The following is a 25,603-nucleotide window of genomic DNA, read 5'->3' on the forward strand; positions in this document are numbered from 1 at the left end:
ACTTCGTTTTGTGTTCCCGGTGCGGCGTGTGTATTTCTCCGCTTGCTTCACTGTGTCACTCGGACTACCATTTATTTCGTGGAACCATCGATTACCGAATACGTCACCGCCATGCTCGAATCCCGGCAGATGGCACCCCAGATAGCGGACCATCGTTTCCTGGATGGAGCCGAGGCCCGTTTTGGCGAACCTCGTCGTCCATGGCCGACTCCGTTGCGCGCTGCATTGACCCTGCTTGGCATGGATCAACTCTATGCGCATCAGGCCGAAGCCGTGGATTATGTCCGGGCCGGTCGCCATGTAGTCGTGGCCACGCCCACGGCCAGCGGCAAGACGTTGACGTACAATCTTCCGGTCATGGAACGGTGCCTGGCCGACCCTGAAGCCAAGGCCCTGTATCTGTTTCCGCTCAAGGCATTGGCTCAGGACCAGCTCAAGGGCTTCAACGAATTGGCCGCGCTCTTGCCGGAGGAACGTCGTCCCACCGCCGCCATTTATGATGGGGATACCACGCCCCATTTTCGCAAGAAAATTCGCAATTCGCCACCCAATGTCATTTTGTCCAATCCGGAAATGGTCCATTTGTCCATGTTGCCGTTTCATGCGAGCTGGGCGGAATTCCTGTCCGGCCTGACCCATATTGTGGTGGACGAAGTTCATACCTATCGGGGCGTCATGGGTGGACATATGGCCATGGTGTTTCGGCGTCTTTTGCGGTTGTGTCGATATTACGGGGCCACCCCCACATTCGTTTTTTGTTCCGCCACCATCGGCAATCCCGCTGAACTCTGCCACATGTTGACCGGGTTGGATGTTCACCCCATTCTCGAATCCGGTGCGGCGCGCGGAGGACGGCACATGGTCTTTTTCAACCCGGACGGCAGCCCGTCACAAGCCGCCATTCAGTTGCTTCAAGCCGCATTGGCCCGAAATCTGCGGACCATTGTTTATTGTCAGTCCCGCAAGATGACTGAACTCATTTCCATGTGGGCCACGGAACGGAGTGGGCGATTTAAGGAGAAAATTTCTGCCTACCGTGCCGGTTTTCTCCCCGAGGAGCGGCGTGAAATTGAAACACGGATGGCTGATGGCGATCTGTTGGCCGTCATTTCCACTTCGGCCCTTGAGCTTGGCATTGATATCGGCGGATTGGATGTCTGCATCATGGTGGGCTATCCCGGTTCGATCATGGCCACGTTGCAACGCGGTGGGCGCGTGGGCCGCAGCCAGCAGGACAGCATGGTGGCCCTTATCGCCCAGGAAGACGCGCTCGATCAATATTTCATGCGCAACCCGGATGATTTTTTCAGTCGCCCCCCGGAATCCGCCATGCTCAATCCGTACAATCCGGTCATCATGGATCGACACCTCATTTGTGCCGCCGCCGAATTGACCGTGCGTCATGGCGAAACGTTTCTCCGGGAAAAGGCTGTGAGCGATCGTGTTCAGGAACTCGTCTCACTTGGCCGATTGTTCGAGGTTCAACCCGAACTGGCCGGACATCCGGCGGAAGTCGTGTCCAGCCGGAAGCGGCCGCATCGAGACGTTGATTTGCGTGGAGCCGGGCAGCAATTGCATATCGAAGACATTTCCTCGGTCACGGAAAAGGCCCCGGTCATCGGTACCATTGACGCCCACCGGGCGTTTCGCGAAACCCATCCCGGAGCCGTGTATCTGCATCGCGGCCAGACGTATGTCATCACCGATCTCAACGTCGGAGCCGGTGCTGTTCATGCCCGCAAGCAACGGGTGGGGTATTATACCAAACCCAGAGGCAACAAGGACACGGAGATCTTGGAAGTCCTTGGTCAGAAAGCGTGTTTTGGCACCCGGGTTTATTATGGCCGAGTCAAGGTGACCGAGCAGATTACCGGCTATGAAAAACGGTCTGTCCGAGGGGGAAAGCTCCTTGGCATCATGCCGCTCGATTTGCCGCCTTCAGTTTTTGAAACCGAAGCCATCTGGTTTGAGATCGGCCATGACATCCGCCGTCGATGCGAAGAGGAATTCCTTCATTTCATGGGTGGTATCCACGCCTTTGAGCACGCGGCCATCGGCATGTTGCCCCTGCTGGTCATGACCGACCGAAACGACCTCGGTGGCATCTCCACCCCCATGCATCCACAGGTGGAAGGCCCGGCTGTTTTCATTTATGATGGGATGCCCGGAGGAGCCGGGTTGACTCGGCAGGCCTTTGAGCACGCCGATGAACTGATCGAGACGACGCTCAAGACCATTGAGGACTGTCCCTGTGATTTGGGGTGTCCGTCCTGTGTCCATTCGCCCAAGTGTGGATCAGGCAATCGTCCCATCGACAAACGGGCCGCTCAATTTGTGCTTGAGGCGATTCGTTCGGGAGACCCGAAATCAATCGAACCCAAGGAGATAGATGTGACGCTTCTACCTGGAATTGACCTGAAGAAACCCGCTCCCAAGCGGTATGGCGTGATTGACATCGAAACCCGTTACTCCGCCGCTGAAGTCGGTGGCTGGAATCGGGCTGATCGCATGGGCGTTTCCATCGCCTGCGTGTATGATTCAGATGATGACGCCATGCATGATTATGAACAGGACCAGATGCCGGAACTGGTCGAGCATTTGCAACAGTTCGATCTGGTGATCGGTTTCAATCATGTCAAATTCGACTACGCCGTCCTCAGCGGGTTGAATCCTTTTCATTTTCGCGGATTGCCGAATCTTGATTTGCTGATGGAAGTGCACAACAGGCTTGGATATCGACTCAAACTCGACAATATCGCTTCAGCCACCCTGAATGTCGGCAAATCCGCAGACGGTTTGCAAGCCCTGAAATGGTGGCAGGAAGGGCGGCTGGACCTCATCACCGAATATTGCCGACAGGATGTTGCCGTGACGCGGGATGTCTATCTGTTTGGCCGAGAGCATGGCCATGTCTTGTTTACCAACAAGGCCGGACAAAAGGTCAAATTGCCCATTGACTGGTAAGGGGATGGGCCGTGGGATCTATGTGGTCGATCGGGTGATGACGCGTTCATAAACACGGTTGATGGACTCGGCGACTTTTTCGATGGTAAAGCGGTCTTTGAGCCGTTGTTGTGCTGCTACGCCGTATTTTTTTGTGGTCTCAGGATTTTTAACAAATTCTTGAATGGCATGAGCAAGGGCTTTGGGATCATTGGGGGGCACGACTCGCCCCGTGATGCCGTCCTGATTGACCCATCCGGTTGCTGAACCGGGAATGGATGTGCTGACGAGTGGCAGTCCGTACCGCATGGCTTCGAGCAGCACCACACCAAAGGCTTCGCCCCTATCCACGGAGGGTAGACAGAATGCCGTGGCATGGCCCAGCAGGGTGTGGAGTTCCGTGTCCGAGATGTGGCCGGGGAGATGCACTCGGTCCGTCAGTCCCAGTTGGTGGACGAGTTGTGTGATTTTCGGGAACAAAGGGCCGTTCCCCGCGATGACGAATTGGACGTCTGGTAGTTGTTGGGCGGCATGGACGAGATGTTCATATCCTTTATAATAGGCAAATCTGCCGACACTGGCGATGAGAGGGGCGGGAGACGACGGTTTTTTTGGGTGCAACGGATACCGGTCTCTATCAAGCCCGAGAGGAATCACGGTACATTTGTCGTTCCAGCGACGGAGTGAAGCACTTGATTCCAGATAGTGCGATGACGTGGCAATGATGCTGGCCGCTTTGTGGAGGCACCGTTGTTCAAAAATGCGATATGCCGGATAGAGTGTCTTGACCAAACTGTTTGGCGATCCGTGAACATCCGCGTGCCAATGGATGACGAGTGGTATGTCTTTTGGGAGTCTGCCACAGAAGAGCACTGCTGGATTGGGCAGGTGCAGGTGAATGACGTTAGGGGCGTTTCGTGTGGTGAGTGTGCGCAACAACAGTGGAAAAGTTGGCGAAAGCGGGGCAAATGAAAAGGTGCATGCCGTGGTTGCACGAGTGATATTCACCCCTTCGCGAGAGACGGTATCAGACGCTTGAAAGGGCTTGGAGTGATGGCATAAAATATGGACGTGCGAACCGTGTCGGGCCTGTTCCACGGAAAGGTCTCGAACAAAAGTTTCAACGCCACCTCGTTCAGGGGACGTGAATTTGCTGATGTGGAGGAGCTTCATATCAGTCAAGGATGTACGCTAGACGAGGTGGGGAATCAAGGCTATGCGTGAACACAACCTCGTATGATTCAATGGGAAAGGGTGTTTCGTGAAAAAAATTTTGGTGAATGCCATGCCGTTGACCGTCGTTGGGACCGGGGTTGGTCGGTATCTTCGTGGACTGTATTCCGCGCTCGAAGCAGAATGGTCGGATTCTTTCGAAGTGTCATATTTTACAGGCAAAGGAATTGTTTCAACCATGCCTGACCCCGTTGGGCCGGGGTGGAAAGAGCGTGTGGGACAACTTCTGTGGAAAATGCCCACTCCCATCGCATTCGGAGCCCGCATGATGCAACACGCTTCGCTTGAGAGGAGTTTCGCTAGGATCAATCCGGGCTATGACATCTATCATGAAGCGGGCTATTTCCCTTTTCAGGCCAAACGGGCAAAGCGAACTGTGATGACCATTCATGATCTGTCACTGTTGTTGCATCCCTCTTGGCATCCCCGGGAACGTGTGCGGTATTGGCAACATTTTTTTCATGACAGAGTCCCTTCCGTGGGTGCCTTTTGTGCGGTTTCCGAATTTACCAAACAGGAGATGGTGGACCATCTTTACATTGATCCTGCGTTGATTACGGTGACGCATCTTGGCGTTGACGAGACGCTGTTTAACGATGGTGATGACCTGGAAGCGCAGGCCTTCCTTGAAAAAGCAGGACTGCCGGAAGACTTTCTGCTTTTTGTGGGAAGTGGTGATCCCAGGAAAAATCTCGATAAAGCTATTGCCGCCATTGGATTGAGCCATGTGAATCTACCGTTGGTCGTTGTCGGCTGGACTGGGTGGAATTCGGTGCAGGGAACAAATGTGGTGGGGCTCGGATTTCTTTCGGATCGAGTGTTGGCACAAGTGTATCGTCGGGCGACAATGCTTGTGATGCCCAGTGAATATGAAGGGTTTGGATTGCCTGTGGTTGAAGCCATGGCCTGTGGCTGTCCTGTTTTGGCGTCCAGAGCGGGAGCTCTTGAAGAAGTCGGCGGACAGGCCGTTGCCTCTGTGGATGATACGCACGACTTACGTGGATTTGCGGATAAAATAGACGAAACGGTTTTGTCGATTGAGAGACTGTCTGAATTAGCGGGGAAGGGGAAAAAACGTTCAGTTTCGTTTAGTTGGAGAAGAACCGCTTCATTGACGATGGGAAAATGTATCGAGGAGAATGCGGTTTGAACCGTAAAAAATGGTTGACAAAATAATAGAAGAGGGTATTTTTTTTGGAACCATCAGGTGCATGATGGTTAGGAAAGTATTAGAAACTGTCTAAAGAAGGAAGAAGATCTCATGAAACGTTTTGCAATTTTTGTCATGGTGCTGGCCGCAATGGCCTTTGCAACCATGGCCTTTGCGGAAACAAATGGCCAGCAGCAGGCGAATAGCGATATCGCCCGCACCAGCAGTCAGGCCTTGAGCACCATGGTGCAAGGGCGTGTGGCAACGATAGCCGCTCCGAAACCTGCGGGTTTTGATGCGACTGCCAAAAATCATATCAGCAAAAACGGCTCGTTCGCTTTTGCAACAAACGCTGAAGAACTTGGCCTGTCCTCCGGTGACAGTGCAAACGAATTTGGCCTTTGGGGTATGGGCGCCTTCAATTCATTTGAAAGTGACGCATCCGGTGGCAAGTATGACGCGAACGCATTCAATCTGTTGATTGGTGCTGACTGGCGTGCAACTTCAGATCTGTTGATTGGTATCGCAGCCGGTACCGGAACGCTGGATCTCGACAAGAAAGATTGGAATGGTGGCGCTGATGACGGGTATATCCGGACTGAGCACGAATGGACCATCATGCCATATGCTGCATATAACATTACTGACACGACAATATTCGATGCCTCTTTTGCCTATACGGATTCCCGCTATAAGGACAACGACGGTACTGATTCTGCCAAATACGATTCAACCCGTATGATGACCAACCTTGGTTTGTCCCAGTACTACATGGTTGACAAATGGACTTTGAGTGGACGTCTTGGCTTCATGTACATTGATGGTGACTTGGGTTCATATTCCCGCGGCGCCACTGATGTTGCCAATCCTGACACCTATCTTGGTCAGGTGAGTGCTGAAGCAAAGGCTGCTTACATCTTCGATAACGGTATTGAGCCTTACGCCGCTCTCCGTTACTTCTACGATGTCGCCACCTCTGTTACCCCTGTCCATTCGGATTACGACGAATTCGAGGGTGTGCTTGGTGCCAACTGGCATATCGGTAACGATTGGTCCTTGGGCCTGGAAGGCGGTGCTTCCGCCGGCCGTTCCAAGTACAATGCCTACCGAGGTCAGGCCAGCGTTCGTTATGAATTCTAAATAGCGGCAAATGATGAAAACAAAGGGGTGGCTGAAACGCCACCCCTTTTTTTTTAAGAATTGTAGCCGAATAAACGCTGAATGGATGTGTTTTTTTAATGTCGAATACTCAAAATGTTGCAATAATTATCCCGGCTCTGAATGAGGCGCATACCATCGGGCCCGTTGTGACTGAAATACGGGCTTTGGGGTTTGATGTGTACGTGGTGGATGATTGTAGCAATGATGGAACGGATCATGTTGCCCTTGCGGCCGGAGCGATTGTCTTGCGAATGCCATTTGCAACAGGGGCATGGGGGGCTATTCAGGCCGGTATGTTATACGCCTTGAAAAGTCATGCTTACGAATGTTTTATCACCATGGATGCAGATGGTCAGCATCGTCCGGAATTTATACCAATTTTGTTGGATAAACTGGAAACGTCACCAGCCGATGTCTTGATTGGTAGTTTCCCTCAGAGAGGAAGTGCGGCGCGGAAATTGGCGTGGAAGTTCTTTTCGTGTGTGACAGGCCTTCGGGTTCAGGATCTGACCTCTGGGTTCAGGGTCTACGGACGGAACGCGGCCGAAGTCTTGATGTGCAGAGAGGCAGTATTGTTTGACTATCAGGATCTCGGTGTGCTTTTGTTGCTTCGACGAATGAAGATTGATTTTCAGGAAGTCCCTGTGGCCATGTGTGCTCGGGAAGATGGCTGTTCCCGCATTTTCAATTCATGGTTTTCTGTATTCTCATACATGCTGAAAACCTGTCTTTGGATAATGACGGACTATGTTTCAGGCAGCAAAAAAACGACACGAGATTGGACGGAATATGACGGTATATAATTGGGTCGCGGCATGTCTCGCCCTGTTTTTTTCTGGAGTCATCATTTTTTTGATTCGACGCCAGCGACTTGGTGTGATGCACATTTTTTGGTGGATTCTTGCCGTATTTGGTCTGCTTTTCGCCGGACTTTTTCCCCAATTGCTTGATCGCATCGGGTGGATGTTTGGAATTTCCTATCCACCAGTTCTGCCGATTCTTCTTGCTTTGTGCTTCTTGTTTGTAAAGATTTTGACCATGGATATTGAACGGACGAAGCAAGAAATCAGATTGCGGATAATGAGCCAGAAAATGGCGTCCTACGAAGCAGAGTTACAGAGACTGAGAGAGGAAAAATTGGCGCAGAAGGATGCCGAAAATACAGAAAAATAACGTGCTGAAAGCGAACGGTATTGCCATATACCTCTTGACGTGGAGTGGAGATATGTGTAGGTCTAAATCAGTTTCTAATTACTTCCTATTTTGCAGGAACTGGTTTGCTTAGAGTCGTCTCTGATCAAACCAGTTTCTCATTTTAGAGGGTGATATGATGTCCCAAAAAATTGTCCTTTTTGTGCTGGTTATAGCCTCTTTTCTGTGCGTTGCCAGTTGTTCCCCCCCTTCCATAGACTCAATGGCGCTTCAATCCGGATTTGAAGCCTCTCACGTTTCGGCTGAGCATTTTGATGTGGCTGTTTGTTTACGTGGGCACGGGCCTGTCCTGCGTGTCTACATCGAAGGCGATGGAAAGGCCTGGCTGTCCAAACGACGGCCATCTGTTGATCCCACTCCTGAAAATCCCGTGGCCTTTCATTTGGCCTCAATCGATCCTTTTTCGGTGGTGGGCTATCTTGCTCGCCCCTGTCAATTTGTTTGCGATGATTCTCGAAGAAATTGTCGTGTCCCGGTCTGGACATCTGCACGGTTTTCCGAGCCTGTCGTGGCTGACATGGACGTTGTTTTGGAGACGCTGAAATCGCGAGCCAAGGCCAGTCGGTTAGAGCTTGTCGGATATTCCGGAGGCGGTGCCATTGCGCTGTTATTGGCGGCCCGGAGGACTGATGTCGATTCGGTTATCACTATCGCAGGAAATTTGGATCATGCCTTTTGGACAACGCTCCATCATGTTTCGCCATTACGAAATTCATTGAATCCTGCTGATTTTTCGTACCGACTTGAGGCCATACCTCAGATCCATATCGTCAGTACCGATGACACTGTCATGCCGCCAACTGTGGCCGCCAAGTATGTTGGCAGGTTTGAAGATCCGCAGCATGTGAAGATCATGACCGTTGATGGAATTTCTCATGGTGGAGACTGGGGGGCAGTGGTGTCTGAAGTCTTGACGACCGTCGAGAGGAGCCAGTGACATGACGCGGTACCGTTTTTCAGGGCTGACATGGGCGGTTGTCACTGTCATTCTTGTCTCAGCCACAATGAGTGTCCTGCTTGGTTGGCAGAGCCTGAGCGCATTTTTTGAGCGCGGTATTCTGTGGAATGGTTCCCCTCTCATCGGGAACAATGACGGATATTATTATTTGGAACAGGCTCGCCGTCTTGCTCAAAGCGGCACCAGTTTCAGCGCAATTGTGTCCGATGTGCGGCAGTCAATGCTTTTACCGTACACGCTTGCCGCAATTGCCGGAAACAATGTGGAACTTTTGCATTGTCTCAGTCTGTATGCTGGGCCGGTGCTCGGCTTTTCCATGCTTCTTGCCGTGTTGCCGTGGGCCGTTGAAACCAGGTCCATCCCCGTGATTCTTGTTTCTGGTCCGTTGGCGATGCTGGCTCCGTATTGGCTTCTTCGGTCGCAGGTCGGGTTTTTGGATACCGATACGCTTGTTCCCGGACTGTGCCTGTATGCCTTGTATTGTGTGTTCAAGTTTTCCACGCAAGCTGTCAAACGTTGGCCATGGGCGTTGCTCTATTTGGGCGTGTTGCTGGTGACATGGTTCTGGTGGCGGCCTGGTGCATTCCTCATTGCCGGATATTTGGTCTGCTATGTCGCGTATCCGCGATATAGTTCGTTTGATCGCGTTGCAAAAGTCGTTCTTTTGGGCTGTGGTCTTTGTGTTCTTGGGCTTCTGCTTGCCGGATACGATCCTGTTGTGAAACAGGCGGCGTACCTTGTCGAACATATCAACTTGGCCTTTGGTGGTGTCTCGAAGTCGCTTCTCTCTGATGCAATTATCGAGTTGGGCGCAGTGGGACCGTGGGGTATCGGGACCAAAAGTCTTGGTAGTCCCATTCTCCTTTTCCCGGCATTGGTGGGAACCGTCGGGTATTGTGTCCGGTATAAATGGAAAGCGCTGTTTTTGGCCTCGGCGTGGATCTTTGGCGGGGCGTCCATGCTATCCCAACGTTTTATTCCTTTGTTCGTGCCTGTGGCCGCATTTTTTACGGTCTATGGTGTTTTTTTTGTTGGTGAATGGGGGATTCATACGTTTGCTGCACGGTGGAAAGCACATGAAAGGACGGTGCAGGGCCTTTTGACAGTGGTGTGCGCTTCGGTCCTTTTTTGGGGTGTGTCCAATGCGGCTTCCTATCGCCCTGTGTCGTATTTTACTCGCGGTGATTTTATCCTTGCACAAAAAATCAGTCAGGATTTTCCCTCGGATACCGTGATCTGGACATGGTGGGATTTTGGGTATTTTTATCGATATTTAACCGGCATGAAGACGTTTTTTGATGGCGGTTCACAAACCGATCTCAGTTGTTTTACCGCAGCCTATCCGTTGATGCAGCCTGACATGCGAAAGGCCGCTCTGTGGATGAAACATTTTGCTGTTGCTTCACCAAATGAGCTTGATCTTCGGCACAAGGGGACCGGTTGGCCTGAAGCGGTTGCCAGGTTCAACGCCCGGCTTGCCCAGACTCCACGCAAGGCCGCTCCTTCCGTCGCTCTTTGCCTTCCCGCACGCGTGTATACAACCGTCGGCTATTTGTATGCTTTTGCCCATGTTTTTGATGAGCACATTCCTCCCGTGGTGAACCAGCTTGATCTGTTTCCCAAGGACGGTTTTCAGTATGACCCTGCATCGAATGCAGTTGTTGTCCCCGAAATGATTGTCAATAAAGGGTATGATTCCTTTGGACGTGTCATCGATGCCACCGGCAAGACTCCCGATCTGTTTGATTTTGGGACTCTTCCTGACCCATATCTTGTTCATTCGGCAGCGACGAATTTCCTTGCTGTTGCCACGAGGCCGGTCGTGCGGTCCGTTCTTTTTCGACTTCTTGGGTTGTTTGAAGGCGATACAACGACTTTTGAACCGTTTTTTTTCGAGTATGACACCGGAGGAGTGTGGCGAGTGCATTAATTGAGGAAGGCCGAAAGGGAAGGTGAAGGCGAGAGACTTGAATGAAAAATGGTCCTTCGAATAAACTCGTCATAAAAGACCTGACGGTTTTCATGTCAGTTTTGTGATCTGCGGCTCGACACGATAATGTCTGTATCACTTTGTATCGCACAAAATGACAATCACAAAGGCCACGTGATGGCCAACATCTTTGTGGGATACACGTCCCATCCGGTCTTGATTGGATTGCCCCTCGTTGGATTTCGTGTCCAATGAGAGTGTCAAAACATTTTCGGTTCAATCAAGGATTACGGATTCATCCCCCGACTTCCGATGCCCTTGACGACTTCAGAATCCCTTGGAGATTCGTTTGTTGCGTCTTCATTGGGGGCGTGATCTTTTGTGGCGCATCCTGCGAGTACGGCAAGGATTGTCAAAATCAGCATAAAACGTTTCATGAAAGGCCTCCTCAAAACGGTGTTGTGTCCGAGGTTACCATGGAATTTTGTTGGTTGTCGAGTTCGTGAAGACTTTTCGTGCATTTTTGGCGGGTGAGGTCTTTTTCGTTTTGACGTGGTACAGCGTGTCAGAATACTTTTTGAGCAATTCCATTATATCATTATATTTTAGTAGAATGCGTTTTTCGTGCAACATGGTTTTGCGTGTTTTTTTTATTGCAAACGGTTTCTTGCTTTGCGCAAATTGATAGAACATCCTGGAATTGATTGAATAAATAGAGTCGTGCCACTGGCATATTGATTGCTTTTCTCTGTTCCTCTTGTTTGGTGGGCGAGATAAACATGCAGGGAGGAGACAGATGTCGGTGAGAAACAAGCTTGTCCTGGTGCTTCTGGTTTGTGTGGTCTGCTTTGCTTTAGTCTTTGGGGTGACCCGATTCGGACGGAATATTTCGGACCATTACGCGACCCTGATGAAAGAGGCGCGCAATGCGTATGGCGAGCTTTTGCAATCGCGCAGACAGGAGAAAAATTTTCAATTGCGCAAAAAAATCGATGCTATCGCGCGGGTGGATACGCATGTCACTGCGGTTCGGGACAGTATCAAGTCCATTGCCAACGCTGATCCCGAAATGGCAGAATCCTCAGATAACGCATTGGAGCTTCTTCTGGAATATGAGACCAATTTTCATACCCTCGCCGATGCCGAGATTGCTATCGGATTGACCATTGATTCAGGGTGGCGCAACCGATTCATCATGTCCGCCCGAGGGCTGGAAGAGATTTTTGCCGGGTTGGACAGTCTTGATATGACGGTACTCTTGTTACAAATTCGTCGGCAAGAAAAAAATTATATCATGCGTCGTCAGGCGGTGTACATTGAGCGGATGGATGCGTGGATAGACAAGATGCAGGCCGCTGTTGCAGCGTCGTCCTTGTTCGAGGGGCAGGATCGGATAGATTTTGCGGAAAAGATGGATATTTATCTGAATGCCTTCAGTGGCTATCGAAAGAGCCTGGAATCCGGTGATGCCGCCGCAGCGCATTTGGCGCAATCCGCAACGGCCCTTGAGCCGGTTCTCAAGGACATCAGAAATCATTACATGGAAAAGAGTGCCCAGGTCGCCAGTTATGTGGATATGGCGGTCATCAGTGTCGAAATTGCTGCATGTGTTTTTATCGTTTTGTGTATCCTGTGGACGTTGTTTTCGATCACTCGACCGCTCGGAGCCTTGCAGAAATATTCGCGCGATGTTGCGGATGGGAATTTGGAAGCTCGACCCTCGGGCACATTCAATCATGAATTCAAGAATTTGTGCGATGATTTGATGCAGATGGTCAGGCAGTTGCACGAGCAGTTGGAGGCCGTGCGCCTCAAGGAGGCGGAGGCTGTGGCACAGGCAGAAGCCGCGCGGCAAGCCATGTTGGCGACCCAGGAGCAGGAGCGTCGTGTGCGAACCCTGTGGGGCCGCATGTCCGAGACGGGCAAGCAGGCGGAAGGCATAGCTGACCGCGTGGGAGGAGCAACCGAGCAGGTCGCTGCCATGTTGGTGCAGATTCGACAGGGGTCACACAGTCAGCATGAACGGGTCATGGAAACCGCGATTGCGATGGATCAGATGAATGCGGTTGTCTGTGAAGTGAGCAGGAATGCGTCGCAGGCGACAGGTCGGGCCATGGATGCTCGGGATACGGCGGTGGAAGGTGCTGGGTTGGTTTCGGATGCCGTAACTTCCATTGAAGATGTCAATGGATTTACCGACAAGATAAGTCAGGGGCTGGAAAAGCTCGGGGTGCAGGTTGAATCCATTGGACAAGTCATGGATGTCATCAATGAAATTGCGGATCAGACAAACCTGCTGGCCCTGAATGCCGCCATTGAGGCAGCTCGTGCCGGAGAAGCCGGGCGAGGGTTTGCCGTGGTTGCCGATGAAGTCAGAAAATTGGCGGAAAAGACGATGTCCGCCACCAAGGAAGTGGAAGAGCATGTCGTGTCCATTCAACATTCATCCGCTCGGAATATTGAACGATTTCGTGATGTTGTCGAGGTCGTGAAACACAGTGCCCTCCAGGCCCGGGCTTCGGGCGAGGCGCAGGATTCCATCATCTCTCTGGTTGAACAGAATGTGCTGAATGTGGAGAGTATTGCATCGGCGTCCGAAGAACAAAGCGTGGCGTCGGAACAGATTTCAAAAGCCATGGAGGAAGTCAGTCAGATCGCGAAATCCTTTACCGAAGGGGTTGAAAATGCGCACACCGCAGTGATTGATCTGGTGGAATTGTCCGAAGAATTGCGCCGGAGTATGCATGAAATGGTGTCTGGTGAAGAAGTTGACGATTTCGCTGAGGATACTTCAATCGCTGTTTCCGTGTCGCCATACGAAAAGGAATCGCAGCCTGTTCGTGTTTGAGTAGGGTCTTTGACTGGGATGTGATTTGAACTGTGTGAAATATTAACGGTATGCGGCCCGGAATCTGATTGATTCCGGGCCATTTTGATGTGTTGACGGTTGGTTACAACGGATTAAAATCGTTCATAATCGTCGTTTGATCCGAGTTGATTTGATGGACTTTTTTGTCCACCAGTCTTGGACTTTGACGGCAGTGCGGTCTTTTTGCTGGAAACCGTGGCCACGGTTCGTGGTGCTCCGTATTGTGATTCTTCTGCGACCTTGAAAAATGCCATTGTCGTCTGAAGGGCCTGTCCTTGGGCGGACAATTCTTCGCTGGTGGACGCCATTTCTTCGGAGGCCGATGCGTTTTGCTGGATGACCAGATCGAGCTGGGCGATGGCCTGGTTGATCTGGGCAGCTCCGGCATTTTGTTCATTACTTGAAGCAGATATTTCCTGGATGAGGGCGGCTGTCTTTTCAATGTCCGGGACCAGGGATTGTAACATTTCTCCCGCTCGGTCAGCCACTCTGACACTTGAAGAGGACAGCTCGCTGATTTCAGCTGCGGCCGAGCCTGACCGTTCTGCCAATTTGCGGACTTCGGCGGCAACCACGGCAAAACCCTTGCCGTGTTCACCGGCTCTGGCGGCCTCAATGGCGGCATTCAGGGCCAGCAGATTTGTTTGCCGAGCGATTTCTTCAATGATGGATATTTTTTCGGCAATGCTCTTCATGGCATTGACTGTTTGGTTGACTGCAACGCCGCTTTCCTTGGCGTCGGCAGCGGCTTTGGTTGCCAATGTGTCTGTTTCCGTGGCGTTGTCCGCATTCTGGCTGATATTGGATGCCATTTCTTCCATGGACGAAGAGACTTCCTCGATGGAGGCCGCCTGTTCAGTCGCACCCTGCGAAAGGGATTCTGATGAGGCGGACATCTCTTCACTGCCGGTGGCGACGTTGTCCGTGGCCATGTCCACGTCAGCAACCACGGAGCGCAGCTTCAGGACCATGTTATTCATGGCCTTGGCCAACATGCCGACTTCGTCTTTCTGATCGATGTCGAGTGTCTTGGTGAAATCACCATTGGACATGTCCTTGGCAAAAGTGACGCCCATGGCCAGGGGTTTCGTAATGGCCCGAGTGAGGAAGAACGCGGCCAGGATGCCTAACAGAAGTGCGATAGCTGCCGTGATCGCACTGGTGAGGTTTGCCGTATTTATTTCATTGACCATTTTCATTTTTTGATCAGCCCGTGCGACACGGCAAATTTCATCGGCTTCCCGGGCAGTGGCGATCATCGTCTTTTCGGCCTCTCTCTGTTGTTTGGCGTATGTCGCGAATTTGTTCTGTTCGTTTTGGTAGGTTTCCAACGCCGCCACGGCGGTTTCAATTTGGGCGATGTTGGTCCGGTTTCGGAAACGCGTTTTCAGAGCGGCAGTCTTTTCGAATAGTTGGGACAGTATCTCGTTGCTTTTTTGCAGAAAGGATTCGTCCTTCGTTGACATGAATTCGATTTCGTTCATGCGTGCAGTGAGAAACAATTGGATCAATGTATCGGCGTCATCCGCTTTTGTCAGCTTGTCTGTGAGGGCACTGTTGTCGGATGATTCTGAAGCGATCAGCTGCGCAAGTTGGCTTTGTTGTTCCTCGCGGAGTTCCGTGGTCTTGGAGATCGCTTCCTGTGCTGCTCTTTGCATTTTTTTTAAGGCCTGTTTGTTTTGCCCTTCAAGTTGCACATAGGAGGCGAAAGCCTGGCCGTATTCCTTGGCAGCCTCGGTGACATCCTTCATTTGGTCCCTGTTGATCTGATGGGAGAATTTCAGGCTGGTCGTTTGTGTTTGAGCTTGAAGTTGCTGGAGGATTGCGGCGTGATTTTCGATGGCTTCGGTCGAGTGGCGGAGCATGACATTTTTTTCCTGAATGCGACTTTCAAGAATGAATCGAACAAGTCTGTTTACGTCATCCGCTTTGTCAACGCGGTCCTCCACATCTCGCATCCCATTGATCCCAATGAGTGCGACAAAAGCTGTCAGGAGCAAGACAAGTCCGAATCCCAGACTGAGCTTGATTCCGAGTTTTAAGTTATTGAGCATAAAGCCTCCTAATGAATGTTTCAGTTGATACAAGGAAGCGGGCATGGCACAAGTGTGCTCTTCTTTGTAGATAGACCTTTCGATATCGGTAAATTATTTTTTATATTGTAAATTGTATACTCTTGTGGGATGATTTGTTCTCCGTTTCCAGGCCGAGGAAAAATCAAAATCGTCAGGGATGACGTTTTGACCTTGTCGCGGGGGGATGTTGTAGATTTTGATGGCTTGAAGGGGAGTCGGTATACTTTTGCCGATTGAATGCCCGAATACGGGAAAAGTCTGTCCCTTGCGCCGAAGAGGTGAATCGGCGAGTACCATCGTCGGAAATGTGATCTTTCATTAAACATACCATTAAATTAGGTATGAAATCAAAAAGAGAAAGACCCGTTTGTGAAAACGGGCCTTTCTTTATTCGGGCGTCTGTGTTGATTTCGGCTTGCTGATAATCTTGTGAACCCATCGAGAGTCCGAAACTCGGTCGGAAACAATGTATCCACACTCTCGTAGGTAGCGCATTTTCGCTCCGCCATCACCGATGGAATACACGCGTTGCCCGACCGTATGTTGTTTCAAAAAGGTCAAGGCTGCTTTTTTGTAGTTTCTTGAGAACAGGTTAAACATCATTTCTCCTTTGGAGTTGAGGAGCATCCCTTTATCACCAACTTTTTGATTGGTCTATTGCTCACAGGGGGGTGTGGTGGTGATTTCTTGAGAAGCTCAACGATATCAAACGGCTCATTCTTGACTTTCTTTAATGATGGGCCTAGACCGTCGTCAGGGGATGAGGTCCCCTCGAACCGCTTGAAGCGATGAAGACTTCTGCCGTGAAAATCATGGTGGAGGTGCGTCTACATATTGCAGGCCGCATCCACGGATGCGGCCTTTTTGTTGAGTGTCGATCCAAGAAGCGGTGAAGGTTGCCCTGTGTGACAGCTTTTCCCTTTGTTTCGGGTCAGTGATGATAATCTACAGCGCCAATGGAGAATGAAATGGCTCAACCTTTAGCACGGACTTTTGTCAATATGTTCCTCGGCAATGCCCCGGTGTGGTATAAGCTTACCATCCTTGCATGTCTTGTCTGCAACCCGATTATCATGATTACCGTCGGGCCTTTTGTGGCGGGCTGGTTGCTGATTGCAGAATTCATTTTTACCCTGACGATGGCTTTGAAGTGTTATCCGCTTCCGGCTGGTGGGCTTTTGGCTATCGAAGCCGTTGCCATGGGGCTGACTTCAGCAGACGTCGTGTACCATGAAGCCCTCAATAATTTCGAGGTGATTCTGCTGTTGATCTTCATGGTTGCCGGTATTCATTTCATGAAGGATTTCCTGCAATTCACGTTTACTCGAATCCTGGTTCGGGTTCGGTCGAAAAAACTGATTGCATTGTTGTTCTGTCTGGCCGGAGCCTTCCTTTCTGCTTTCCTCGACGCCCTGACGGTGACGGCTGTCATTATTGCCGTGGCCTATGGATTTTATAATGTCTACCACCGTTTTGCTTCGGGCAAAGGCAGTGGCGATTCTCACAATCTGATTTCGGATGAGTTTGTCAAGCAGAAGGACCGCGAAGAGCTGTTGGCATTCCGGGCCTTTCTTCGCAATCTGATGATGCACGGTGCCGTGGGTACAGCGCTTGGCGGTGTCTGTACTCTCGTCGGTGAGCCGCAGAATCTCTTGATTGCCCATGAGATGGGATGGCATTTCATTCCCTTCATCGTCAAGGTGCTGCCGGTGTCCATGCCGGTTCTTGCCGTGGGACTGCTGACCTGTCTTGCCGTGGAACAGTTTAAAGTGTTTGGCTACGGAGCCGAGCTTCCTGGAAATATTCGTTCGTTTTTGTTGGAAACAGCCATTCGTATGGAAAAGGAACAGGGACAGCGTGGCAAGGTCAAATTATGTATCCAGGCCCTGATCGGGGTGTGGCTTATTTTGGCTCTCGCCATGCATCTTGCTGCGGTCGGTCTGGTCGGCCTGTCCGTTATTATTCTGTTGACGTCCATGACTGGCGTTGTGGAAGAAAGCCAGCTTGGACATGCCTTTGAGGAGGCACTGCCTTTTACCGCACTGCTCGTTGTCTTCTTCTCTATTGTTGGTGTCATTCATTCCCAGAATCTGTTTGCGCCCATTATTGGGTATGTCTTGAGCATGAAAGGACAGATGCAGTTGGTGGCCTATTATGCGGCTAACGGTCTTTTGTCCTCCATCTCCGATAACGTGTTTGTGGCGACGGTGTACATCTCGGAGACCAAGCTGCATTTCATCGGTCTGCTTGACGCCCTGCCGGGTATCGGCATGAGCGGTCAGGCTCTCATGGCCAAATTGACCGATTCCAGTCTGGTTCGGGCCGACGTCATTGCCAGCCTGCCTGCCACGGTCGCTCCTCAGGTTCAAGAGATGATGGCTCATTTTGACAAGTTGGCGGTTGCCATCAATACCGGAACAAACATTCCGTCCGTGGCGACTCCCAATGGACAGGCCGCATTCCTGTTCCTGTTGACAAGCGCGCTTGCGCCGGTCATCCGTTTGTCATACGGCCGTATGGTCATCCTTGCGTTGCCATACACCATCACCATGTCCCTGACTGGTTTGGCTGCCGTGTATTATCTGTTGTAAAAAGCATCCCATGATGCGGGACCGCCCCGAATTGTCAGTCAAAGGAGAGAATGATGAAAAGCATTGCACGTCTTGTCGATCATATTATCTCACGGGTGAATGTGAATCTGAAACCCATTGGTCGTGATGTCGAACCCGCTGTTCGGCAGTCGATCAGAACTGACAAGCTGACGCAGTATTATGCGTATTATGCCCTTTCAATTGACCATCCCTGGTACTTTCGTTTTCAGGAAAGCAACTTGGGAGGATCGTATTTTCTCGGAAAGTGCGAGGTTGATCGGTCAGTCGTTCTCAAGAGCGACATTCGCGGGGACGAGCTGAAGCCCAAAGGGGCGGTCGCGTATTTTGGTGGGCTTGGAACGGAGTTATATCAGGATGAGATTATCCAGATCGTCAACAGCTTTCTGGTCAAGACCCTGATTCACAATAATTCTCAAAATCCTGAAATTCCCGAGTATTTTCGTATTCTCAACACCGTGGCCATGCATTATTCAAATATTCATGGGACAACCACGGAAGGGGCGTATCTCGGTGCCTTTGCAACTGCGGATCTGTCTGTCCTGCATAATTGTGTGCTGGGCGATTTCGCGTATGTGCAGGCTGGTGATTTGTCTCGACAGACGATTCAGTCCGGTCGGGTGTGGATTCATCAGCCCGGGGTTTTCGAATTCGACTACATGCACGACCCGGAGATTATTGATCGGTATGTGACCTTTGACAGCAAGGGACAGTTGACCGGTGAATTCTCGGATTTTGTCAGGGAACGTCGGAGTGATTTTTTGCCCATGTATGATTCCCTGGCTTTCGAAAGTCCTGTGCCGGTGCCGGAGAGTGCTTTTTTGAGCCGGTATGCCGTGGTCAAGGGCGAGAGCCATCTGGGAGACAATTGTCTGGTGGCGCAACGGGCGTGTCTGGAGAACGCGACACTCGGTAACGGTTCGAATGCGCAGGAAAATTGTTTTATCGTTGATTCGAAGCTGGAAGCGATGGATGTGATTGCTCATGGCGGCAAGCTCATTCACGTGGAACTTGGAGAAAAGGTTTTTGTCGGATTCAATTCGTTTCTTCATGGTGAAGCTGACAGGAAAATTCTGGTTGGGGCCGGGACAATCGTCATGCCACACACGATTATCGACGCGCTTGAGCCGCTTGATATCCCGAAAAAAATGATTGTCTGGGGATACATTCGGACCCAGGAAGATCTCGCATCCCACAGCATGAGTCTGGATGATTTTTCCAAACAACGGGAATTGCGTCTCGGTGCGCTTGTTTTCAATGGGGACGGGGCTGCTTTTATCAAGGGATTTCAACGTCGTATTGAGCACATCTTGCAGGAAAATGGTGCCTATTATGACGGGAATGATGCAACCCGTGGCCATGCCCAAAAGACTCAAAGCGTTTCATACAACTTATTTCAGCCCTATCTCGCAGGTGAAGAAGAAGCCATGTTTCCGGCAATTGTCGTCGGGAATCGGTAGATTTCGTTTTCGAGAAAAAAAGTGTCTCGCCGTCGGGTGTTTTCGGGCGTTGAGAAAATCAGATGAGGAAACCGTCTGCGGCGAAAGTGTCAGGTGATTTCGCCTCTGGCGGCCAAAGGGCTAGAGTCTTTTGGAAACCCATTGTCACCTTTGATGAGGAACAATTCGGGGAAATGTGGTCTGTGGCGATGTGATGAAATGATATTTCATGTAAAAAAGATCCCATCACTTTGAGGTGATGGGATTTTTTTTATTTGGGGAGATTTCCCTATTCGACGGCGAATCCACCCACTGATTTGGGGGTTCCCTGTGTCGCTGCGGGCTGTTTTTTGGCCGCTTTTTTGGGAGCATGTGTCGGCGTGGCCGATGTTTTCTTGATGATTTCCGTTGCCGTGGCCACCATGCCGCCCATGTTGGCGAGGTCGGCCGGGATAATCATGGTGTTGTTTTCCTTGGCCAGATTGCCGAATTCGTCGATGTATTGTTCGGCGACCTTCAGGTTCATGGCTTCGGCACCGCCCGGGAGGTTGATGACTTCGGCCACCTTTTGCAGTCCCTGGGCCGTGGCGTCCGCGACCAGAAGAATTTCTTGGGCGCGTCCCTGGGCTTCGTTGATGCGTTTCTGCTTTTCACCTTCGGAAATCTGGACCGCTTCTTGTCTCAGACCTTCACTTCGGTTGATGCGGGATTGGCGATCACCTTCGGAGATGGCGATTTCCGCACGTTTTTCCCGTTCCGCCTTCATCTGCTGTTCCATGGCGTTCATGACCGTGCTGGGCGGGGTGATGTCCTTGATCTCGTACCGCATGATCTTGACCCCCCATTCCTGGGCGGCTTCGTCAACGGCCTGGACAACCGAGGCGTTGATGGTCTCGCGTTCCTCAAAGGTCTTGTCCAGATCGATCTTGCCGATGGCGGACCGGAGCGACGTCTGTGCCAGTTGGGAGGCGGCGATATAATAATTTTCAATGCCATAGCAGGACATTTTTGCGTCGATGACCCGGATGTACAGCACGCCGTCAATGGTCACGGACACATTGTCCCGGGTGATGCAGCTCTGGGCCGGAATATCCATGACCTCTTCCTTGAGACTGCGTTTGTACGCGATCTTGTCGATGAAGGGGATCAGGATGTGCAGGCCCGCACCAATACTTTTGGAATATTTGCCGAGTCGTTCTACCACGAATTGGCTTTTTTGCGGAACGATCACCGCTGTCTTGATAAGCAGGGTGACCACGATCACTGCAAAGACAATAACCGTGACAAGCGATGTCAATGTTGCTGGATCCATTTCAATGCTCCTTTGTTACGATAAACGCGTTGGGGTCTTTGGGATTGCGTTGGCTGATGCGGACCATGTCGCCGATAGCCACAGGGACGTCGCACTGAGCCGACCAGAATGAACCCAGGTATTTGATTCGTCCCGGCTGAGGCGGATCAATGGCCTCCACGACTTCGCACAATGCCCCGATGGCAGTGTCGGTCTCTTCTTCCGAAGCGGATTGTCCGGAAAAGGTCGCGGCCATGGTCTTTCGCAGCAGGAGAATCAGGCTCAGGGATGCAATGACGAAAATGAGGACTTGCATTTGGAGAGAAACCCCGAAAAAAGCCGAAATACCGGCAATGATTGCTCCCACACCAAAAAAAATCACGATAAAGGCGGGCATCACGAATTCTGCCACAAGGAAGAAGACGCCAATGCCCAGCCAGATCAGCCAGAGTATGTTTTCCATTGAGTTGAAATAGTCCATGAACCCTCCTGATTGGAACTCGATTCATACCTTTTCGGAACAGGTTTGTCGATGAGAACACGACTGTCCATGATATGAGCATGTGCAGCGGTTTTCTCAGGCTTGCGAAACCGTGCCGGGTGGTATACCGTTTCCCCCTCGAACTTTTAAAAGACACATAAACATACAAATATACTATGAAATTTCGTATTTTTCTCGCAGGGCTACTGCTGTTTCTCGCGGCGATTCCCGCTTTGGCGAACGAACCGGACTATCTGGCCATGATGGCCCATGATTCTGAAATCAAGGCCATTGCCACGATTTCAAAACTTCGCAGGGTGAGCGGAACCCGCAATGGTACCTTTACGCATGTCTCTTTCAAACGGGTGTACGCCCTGACTCCATATACTCCCAAGGTCTTTGTCGGTGCGTGCAAGATACTCAATTATGCCTGGCAGAAACGGTCCGAGGGGATCATCTATCTTAAACCAAAAGTCGGCCAAAAGGTCTATGTCACGGTCTCGTCCGACGGTGGGGCCATTACCAGCTTTACTCTGTTGACCCCTGAGTTGAACTATGCTGTTCGCAAGGACCCAGCCCGGGTGGAATATACGCATGGTAAGGCTGTCCTGCTCCCTTCCTTTGAATAACCTCCACTGATTTTCGGGATGAAATCGAGCCCAATTGATTTTTCTTTCTTGACTTTGACGAATGCTTGGCTATATTGCCAAATGAACAACATGGAGCATTGAGTATGAAACAGGATCTCGTCACCCTCCGCCAATTTGAAGAGCGGGCACATGTCATCAAGGCCATGGCACATCCGTCGCGGCTGATAATGATCGACGAATTGTCCCGTGGGGAACGGTGCGTATGCGATTTGCGTGATCTGGTGGGGGCGGATATTTCGACGGTCTCCAAGCATCTGGCGGTGCTCAAGAAAGTTGGGATCGTGGAAGACGAGAAGCGGGGCAAGAATGTCTATTATCGGCTGAAAGTCCCTTGTGTGCTCAATTTTTTCCAGTGTATTGAATCAGTTTTGGCGGCGAATAAGTAAAAATTTTTTCATTATCATTTGGCGAAAAGGCCAAATGAAGAGGGAGGGAAGCCCATGGCTTTATCTGAAAAAACGCAGTGTGACTGCCAGTCCTGTCCCGAGCCGGGAAACGCTCGGAATGGGGTTATGAAATATATGGTGATCGGGATCGTGGCTTTGGCTGTTTGGTACGGGATATACAGTCAGCTTTCGCGGTTTGCGGACTGGTTTGCGTATTCCCTGCTTGGCCTGGATGCGACAAGTCATTTTGGCACGGCCGTGCAGTTTTTTGTGTATGACACGCCGAAGGTCTTGCTGCTTTTGATCTTGGTGGTTTTTCTTGTCGGTATCTTGCGGTCGTTCGTGACTGTGAATTGGACCCGGAGTTTTCTGGCCGGGAAGCGGGAATCGGTCGGCAATGTGTTGGCCGCGTTGCTCGGGGTGGTCACGCCTTTCTGCTCGTGTTCGGCTGTTCCGCTGTTCATCGGGTTCATGACCGCCGGGATTCCGCTTGGGGTGACATTTTCCTTTCTCATCGCTGCGCCCATGGTCAACGAGATCGCACTGGTCTTGCTGTATGGTCTGCTGGGGTGGGAAGTCGCGGCTTTGTATTTCGTGATGGGTATCACCATTGCCGTGGTGGCCGGATGGGTGCTTGGACGGATGAAACTCGAAGCGCATGTGGAGGATTGGGTCAAGGAAATTCGGGCTGGTGAAGCCGCTTCGGATGTCGCCATGACCTGGCCTGGCCGGTTCGAATATGCGTTGAGTTCGGTCAAGGATATTACCGGACGGGTCTGGAAGTTCGTGGTCCTTGGCATTGCCGCCGGAGCACTCATTCATGGCTATGTGCCGGAAGGTCAGCTCGCCGGGATCATGGGAGACGAGGCGTGGTGGTCCGTGCCCTTGTCCGTCATTCTGGGCATTCCCATGTACACCAATGCCGCCGGGATCATTCCGGTGGTCGAGGCCCTGCTTGGAAAGGGCGCGGCTCTGGGGACTGTGCTGGCCTTCATGATGTCTGTTATCGCCCTGTCGTTCCCTGAGATGGTCATTTTGCGCAAGGTGCTGAAACCCCGGCTTATCGCCATATTCATCGCGGTGGTCGGCAGCGGTATCCTTGCTGTCGGATATCTTTTCAACGCAATCGTGTAATTGAGAACAAAAGGATGGAAAATATGAAGATTCTTGTCATGGGTCCGGGATGTGCCAAGTGTGAGCAGGCGGAAAAGACCGTGCGCGAGGCCGTTGCCGAAGCCGGTGTGGATGCCTCGATCGAAAAGGTCACTGATTTTCAGGAGATCGCCAAGCACGGGATTTTTGCGACGCCTGCCGTGGTGATCGACGGCGAGGTCAAGGTCGTTGGCAAGGCGCCGAGTAAGAAAGATGTCTTGAGCTGGTTGTAAACCCTATGCCTCACTTTGGCCCAACATGAAAATGCCGAACGTGGCAAAGAGGTTGGGCAAAAAGGTGATAACCCGTCCCTTTTCGTCATGGTGGTACGTCGATATGGCGACTTCCTTGACGATGGGGACGTTCATGTTTTTGCAGAAGTGCAGAAAATCCGTGATGGGAATGACCCGGATATTCGGGGTGTTGTACCATTCATAGGGCAACTCTTTGGAAACGGGTGCCCGTCCGGTAAAGAACATCTGGAGCCGGTTCTTGTAATGGGTGAAGTTCGGAAAGGAGACAATGCCGAGTTTGCCGACCCGCAACATGTCCCGTATGCAAATAGCCGGATTTGTCACCTGCATGAGAGCCTGGGAGAGGATGACATAATCAAAGGCGTTGTCCGGGTAGTCTTCGAGTTCTTCATAGATATCGCCGTGAATCACGGACAATCCCTTGGCAATGGCCTGACCGGCCGCGTCCTCGTCGATCTCTATGCCGGTTCCGACAATGTCCTTTTCCCGTGTCAGGTAGCTGAGCAGCGAGCCGGTCCGGCAGCCGAGGTCAAGGACTTTGCTGCCCGGTTCTATCCATGAAGCAATGACTTGAAGGTCAAATCGCATTATGTGTCCTTTTGAATTTCGGAATTCACCCGATTGAGAAAGCCTGACAACAGGCCATTGAGCCGGTCGTTGGGCAACAGAAATGCATCGTGTCCCCACGGTGCTTCGATTTCGCAGAAGCTCACATCCAATCCGTTCTTTTTCATGGCCTTGACCATGTTTTTTGATTGATACGTCGGATACAGCCAATCCGAGGTAAAGGAGATGACGAGATATCGACAGGATGCGCGGGAAAATGCCGCGACGAGCGAACCGTCGCCGTATTGGTTTTCCAGATTGAAATAGTCGGCGGCCTTGGTCAGGTACAAAAATGAGTTGGCATCGAATCGATCCACGAATTTGTTGCCTTGATATCGCAGGTAACTTTCGACCTGAAAATCCGCTTCGAAATCGAAGGAAAGTTCCACCCTGTCCTGAAGGCGTCGATCAAATTTTTGGCGCATGGACTCATCAGACAGATACGTGATGTGCCCGACCATGCGGGCCACGGCCAATCCGTGTTCGGGACGGCCCGTTTCATAGTAGTTACCCTGATTCCATGTGGGATCGGCCATGATGGCCTGCCGGGCGACTTCATTGAAGGCGATGGCCTGGGCCGAGTGTTTGGTGGTGGTGGCGAGTGGCAGGGCGGCCCGTACCCGATCGGGATACCGCACGGACCATTCCAGAACCTGCATTCCGCCCACGGAACCACCGACCACGGCCAACAGGGTGTCAATGCCCAGATGGTCGATCAATCCCCGTTGGCAACGGACCATGTCGCCGATAGTCGCGACTGGAAAACTTGTGCCATACGGCTGGCCGGTGTCCGGATTGATGGTCATGGGACCGGTTGATCCCATGCAACTACCGATGGTGTTCGAGCAGATGATGAAATATTTGTTCGTATCAAGCGGCTTGCCCGGCCCGACCATCAGGTCCCACCAGCCGGGTTTCGGGTCTTCCTCGGCATAATATCCGGCCATGTGTGAGTCGCCGGTCAGGGCGTGGCACACGAGGATGGCGTTGGATTTGTCTTCGTTCAATGTCCCGCAGGTCTCATAGGCCAGCGAAACCGAAGGCAGGGTTCGACCCGAATCGAATGTCAGCCCCGCCCCGTTTTCATCAAAGATGAAGGTCTTCTTGACGACCAGTCCCACGGAAGGCCCGTGGGCATTGTGCTCAATGTATTCGCTCATGCCCGAGAAAATACGGGAGAGCGGTCTGGCGGTCAATGGTGGGC

At 51.5% G+C, this 25,603-nt stretch carries 22 protein-coding genes; 14 read left to right on the forward strand and 8 right to left on the reverse strand.

Annotated features, from left to right (window positions below; translation table 11 throughout):
• The first annotated feature begins 129 nt into the window (after positions 1-129).
• The gene (locus tag GO013_RS12815) at positions 130-2,964 is read left to right on the forward strand and encodes a DEAD/DEAH box helicase (protein ID WP_163811805.1); all 2,835 of its coding nucleotides are present in this window, start codon (positions 130-132) and stop codon (positions 2,962-2,964) included.
• A gap of 18 nt (positions 2,965-2,982) precedes the next feature.
• Here GO013_RS12815 and GO013_RS12820 read toward each other — a convergent pair whose 3' ends face one another.
• Complete coding sequence (locus GO013_RS12820; RefSeq protein ID WP_239057864.1) at positions 2,983-4,116, reverse strand: glycosyltransferase; 1,134 nt, start codon at positions 4,114-4,116, stop codon at positions 2,983-2,985.
• 88 nt (positions 4,117-4,204) lie between these two features.
• Between GO013_RS12820 and GO013_RS12825 the strand changes: the two genes are divergently transcribed.
• The 6 genes from GO013_RS12825 to GO013_RS12850 all read left to right on the forward strand — a co-directional run bounded on the left by GO013_RS12825 (position 4,205) and on the right by GO013_RS12850 (position 10,587).
• On the forward strand, positions 4,205-5,326 hold the full coding sequence (locus tag GO013_RS12825) for a glycosyltransferase family 1 protein (RefSeq protein WP_163811721.1): 1,122 nt from the start codon (positions 4,205-4,207) through the stop codon (positions 5,324-5,326).
• A 111-nt stretch (positions 5,327-5,437) separates the two neighbouring features.
• A complete protein-coding gene (locus tag GO013_RS12830) occupies positions 5,438-6,466 on the forward strand; it encodes an autotransporter outer membrane beta-barrel domain-containing protein (protein ID WP_163811723.1) in 1,029 nt (342 codons plus the stop codon).
• A gap of 98 nt (positions 6,467-6,564) precedes the next feature.
• Positions 6,565-7,290 carry a glycosyltransferase family 2 protein gene (locus tag GO013_RS12835; RefSeq protein WP_163811725.1) on the forward strand — a complete coding sequence of 242 codons (726 nt, stop codon included), beginning with the start codon at positions 6,565-6,567 and terminating at the stop codon, positions 7,288-7,290.
• Between the two features lie 49 nt (positions 7,291-7,339).
• Entirely contained in the window at positions 7,340-7,660 is a 321-nt protein-coding gene (locus tag GO013_RS12840) for a DUF2304 domain-containing protein (protein ID WP_239057862.1), read from the forward strand.
• Positions 7,661-7,901: 241 nt separating this feature from the next.
• Positions 7,902-8,636, forward strand: a complete 735-nt coding sequence (locus tag GO013_RS12845) for a hypothetical protein (protein ID WP_203529596.1) — start codon at positions 7,902-7,904, stop codon at positions 8,634-8,636.
• A 1-nt stretch (position 8,637) separates the two neighbouring features.
• Positions 8,638-10,587, forward strand: a complete 1,950-nt coding sequence (locus tag GO013_RS12850) for a hypothetical protein (protein ID WP_163811731.1) — start codon at positions 8,638-8,640, stop codon at positions 10,585-10,587.
• Positions 10,588-10,874: 287 nt separating this feature from the next.
• On the opposite strand, the gene GO013_RS12855 is transcribed toward GO013_RS12850, so the two are convergent.
• Positions 10,875-11,024, reverse strand: a complete 150-nt coding sequence (locus tag GO013_RS12855) for a lipoprotein (protein ID WP_163811733.1) — start codon at positions 11,022-11,024, stop codon at positions 10,875-10,877.
• Between the two features lie 359 nt (positions 11,025-11,383).
• Here GO013_RS12855 and GO013_RS12860 point away from each other — a divergent pair, with 359 nt between their 5' ends.
• On the forward strand, positions 11,384-13,435 hold the full coding sequence (locus GO013_RS12860) for a methyl-accepting chemotaxis protein (RefSeq protein WP_163811734.1): 2,052 nt from the start codon (positions 11,384-11,386) through the stop codon (positions 13,433-13,435).
• Positions 13,436-13,548: 113 nt separating this feature from the next.
• Here the strand turns inward: GO013_RS12860 and GO013_RS12865 are convergent, their stop codons facing one another.
• Both GO013_RS12865 and GO013_RS12870 read right to left on the reverse strand, forming a co-directional pair.
• The gene (locus GO013_RS12865; protein WP_163811736.1) at positions 13,549-15,510 is read right to left on the reverse strand and encodes a methyl-accepting chemotaxis protein; all 1,962 of its coding nucleotides are present in this window, start codon (positions 15,508-15,510) and stop codon (positions 13,549-13,551) included.
• Positions 15,511-15,918: 408 nt separating this feature from the next.
• Entirely contained in the window at positions 15,919-16,131 is a 213-nt protein-coding gene (locus tag GO013_RS12870) for a hypothetical protein (protein ID WP_163811738.1), read from the reverse strand.
• Positions 16,132-16,499: 368 nt separating this feature from the next.
• On the opposite strand from GO013_RS12870, the gene nhaB reads away from it, so the two are divergent.
• Complete coding sequence (nhaB, locus tag GO013_RS12875; protein WP_163811740.1) at positions 16,500-18,122, forward strand: sodium/proton antiporter NhaB; 1,623 nt, start codon at positions 16,500-16,502, stop codon at positions 18,120-18,122.
• A 53-nt stretch (positions 18,123-18,175) separates the two neighbouring features.
• Positions 18,176-19,600: a transferase gene (locus GO013_RS12880; protein ID WP_163811742.1), complete on the forward strand. Its 1,425-nt coding sequence runs from the start codon at positions 18,176-18,178 to the stop codon at positions 19,598-19,600.
• A gap of 268 nt (positions 19,601-19,868) precedes the next feature.
• On the opposite strand, the gene GO013_RS12885 is transcribed toward GO013_RS12880, so the two are convergent.
• Both GO013_RS12885 and GO013_RS12890 read right to left on the reverse strand, forming a co-directional pair.
• The gene (locus GO013_RS12885) at positions 19,869-20,891 is read right to left on the reverse strand and encodes a stomatin-like protein (protein WP_163811744.1); all 1,023 of its coding nucleotides are present in this window, start codon (positions 20,889-20,891) and stop codon (positions 19,869-19,871) included.
• Position 20,892: 1 nt separating this feature from the next.
• Positions 20,893-21,351 (reverse strand): NfeD family protein, encoded by a 459-nt coding sequence (locus GO013_RS12890; RefSeq protein ID WP_163811746.1) that lies wholly within the window; start codon positions 21,349-21,351, stop codon positions 20,893-20,895.
• Positions 21,352-21,527: 176 nt separating this feature from the next.
• Here GO013_RS12890 and GO013_RS12895 point away from each other — a divergent pair, with 176 nt between their 5' ends.
• The 4 genes from GO013_RS12895 (at position 21,528) to GO013_RS12910 (ending at position 23,772) form a co-directional block, all read left to right on the forward strand.
• Entirely contained in the window at positions 21,528-21,980 is a 453-nt protein-coding gene (locus tag GO013_RS12895) for a hypothetical protein (protein ID WP_163811748.1), read from the forward strand.
• 104 nt (positions 21,981-22,084) lie between these two features.
• Complete coding sequence (locus GO013_RS12900) at positions 22,085-22,387, forward strand: metalloregulator ArsR/SmtB family transcription factor (protein ID WP_163811749.1); 303 nt, start codon at positions 22,085-22,087, stop codon at positions 22,385-22,387.
• 54 nt (positions 22,388-22,441) lie between these two features.
• Positions 22,442-23,521 carry a permease gene (locus GO013_RS12905; protein ID WP_163811751.1) on the forward strand — a complete coding sequence of 360 codons (1,080 nt, stop codon included), beginning with the start codon at positions 22,442-22,444 and terminating at the stop codon, positions 23,519-23,521.
• Positions 23,522-23,544: 23 nt separating this feature from the next.
• The gene (locus tag GO013_RS12910) at positions 23,545-23,772 is read left to right on the forward strand and encodes a thioredoxin family protein (protein WP_163811753.1); all 228 of its coding nucleotides are present in this window, start codon (positions 23,545-23,547) and stop codon (positions 23,770-23,772) included.
• A 3-nt stretch (positions 23,773-23,775) separates the two neighbouring features.
• Here GO013_RS12910 and metW read toward each other — a convergent pair whose 3' ends face one another.
• Both metW and GO013_RS12920 read right to left on the reverse strand, forming a co-directional pair.
• A complete protein-coding gene (gene metW / locus GO013_RS12915) occupies positions 23,776-24,381 on the reverse strand; it encodes a methionine biosynthesis protein MetW (protein ID WP_163811755.1) in 606 nt (201 codons plus the stop codon).
• Positions 24,381-25,559, reverse strand: a complete 1,179-nt coding sequence (locus GO013_RS12920) for a homoserine O-acetyltransferase (protein ID WP_163811756.1) — start codon at positions 25,557-25,559, stop codon at positions 24,381-24,383. The genes metW and GO013_RS12920 overlap by 1 nt, the downstream gene beginning before the upstream one ends.
• Positions 25,560-25,603: the final 44 nt, after the last annotated feature.

The organism is Pseudodesulfovibrio sp. JC047 (assembly GCF_010468615.1).
GTDB lineage: Bacteria > Desulfobacterota > Desulfovibrionia > Desulfovibrionales > Desulfovibrionaceae > Pseudodesulfovibrio.

Excerpts from the sequence above, each read along its gene's own strand:
- GO013_RS12815 (WP_163811805.1), top strand. The coding sequence starts at position 130 with ATGGCACCCCAGATAGCGGACCATCGTTTCCTGGATGGAGCCGAGGCC.
- GO013_RS12820 (WP_239057864.1), bottom strand. The coding sequence starts at position 4,116 with ATGAAGCTCCTCCACATCAGCAAATTCACGTCCCCTGAACGAGGTGGC.
- GO013_RS12830 (WP_163811723.1), top strand. The coding sequence starts at position 5,438 with ATGAAACGTTTTGCAATTTTTGTCATGGTGCTGGCCGCAATGGCCTTT.
- GO013_RS12835 (WP_163811725.1), top strand. The coding sequence starts at position 6,565 with ATGTCGAATACTCAAAATGTTGCAATAATTATCCCGGCTCTGAATGAG.
- GO013_RS12845 (WP_203529596.1), top strand. The coding sequence starts at position 7,902 with ATGGCGCTTCAATCCGGATTTGAAGCCTCTCACGTTTCGGCTGAGCAT.
- GO013_RS12850 (WP_163811731.1), top strand. The coding sequence starts at position 8,638 with ATGACGCGGTACCGTTTTTCAGGGCTGACATGGGCGGTTGTCACTGTC.
- GO013_RS12855 (WP_163811733.1), bottom strand. The coding sequence starts at position 11,024 with ATGAAACGTTTTATGCTGATTTTGACAATCCTTGCCGTACTCGCAGGA.
- GO013_RS12860 (WP_163811734.1), top strand. The coding sequence starts at position 11,384 with ATGTCGGTGAGAAACAAGCTTGTCCTGGTGCTTCTGGTTTGTGTGGTC.
- GO013_RS12865 (WP_163811736.1), bottom strand. The coding sequence starts at position 15,510 with ATGCTCAATAACTTAAAACTCGGAATCAAGCTCAGTCTGGGATTCGGA.
- GO013_RS12870 (WP_163811738.1), bottom strand. The coding sequence starts at position 16,131 with ATGTTTAACCTGTTCTCAAGAAACTACAAAAAAGCAGCCTTGACCTTT.
- nhaB (WP_163811740.1), top strand. The coding sequence starts at position 16,500 with ATGGCTCAACCTTTAGCACGGACTTTTGTCAATATGTTCCTCGGCAAT.
- GO013_RS12880 (WP_163811742.1), top strand. The coding sequence starts at position 18,176 with ATGAAAAGCATTGCACGTCTTGTCGATCATATTATCTCACGGGTGAAT.
- GO013_RS12885 (WP_163811744.1), bottom strand. The coding sequence starts at position 20,891 with ATGGATCCAGCAACATTGACATCGCTTGTCACGGTTATTGTCTTTGCA.
- GO013_RS12890 (WP_163811746.1), bottom strand. The coding sequence starts at position 21,351 with ATGGACTATTTCAACTCAATGGAAAACATACTCTGGCTGATCTGGCTG.
- GO013_RS12895 (WP_163811748.1), top strand. The coding sequence starts at position 21,528 with ATGAAATTTCGTATTTTTCTCGCAGGGCTACTGCTGTTTCTCGCGGCG.
- GO013_RS12900 (WP_163811749.1), top strand. The coding sequence starts at position 22,085 with ATGAAACAGGATCTCGTCACCCTCCGCCAATTTGAAGAGCGGGCACAT.
- GO013_RS12905 (WP_163811751.1), top strand. The coding sequence starts at position 22,442 with ATGGCTTTATCTGAAAAAACGCAGTGTGACTGCCAGTCCTGTCCCGAG.
- GO013_RS12910 (WP_163811753.1), top strand. The coding sequence starts at position 23,545 with ATGAAGATTCTTGTCATGGGTCCGGGATGTGCCAAGTGTGAGCAGGCG.
- metW (WP_163811755.1), bottom strand. The coding sequence starts at position 24,381 with ATGCGATTTGACCTTCAAGTCATTGCTTCATGGATAGAACCGGGCAGC.
- GO013_RS12920 (WP_163811756.1), bottom strand. The coding sequence starts at position 25,559 with ATGAGCGAATACATTGAGCACAATGCCCACGGGCCTTCCGTGGGACTG.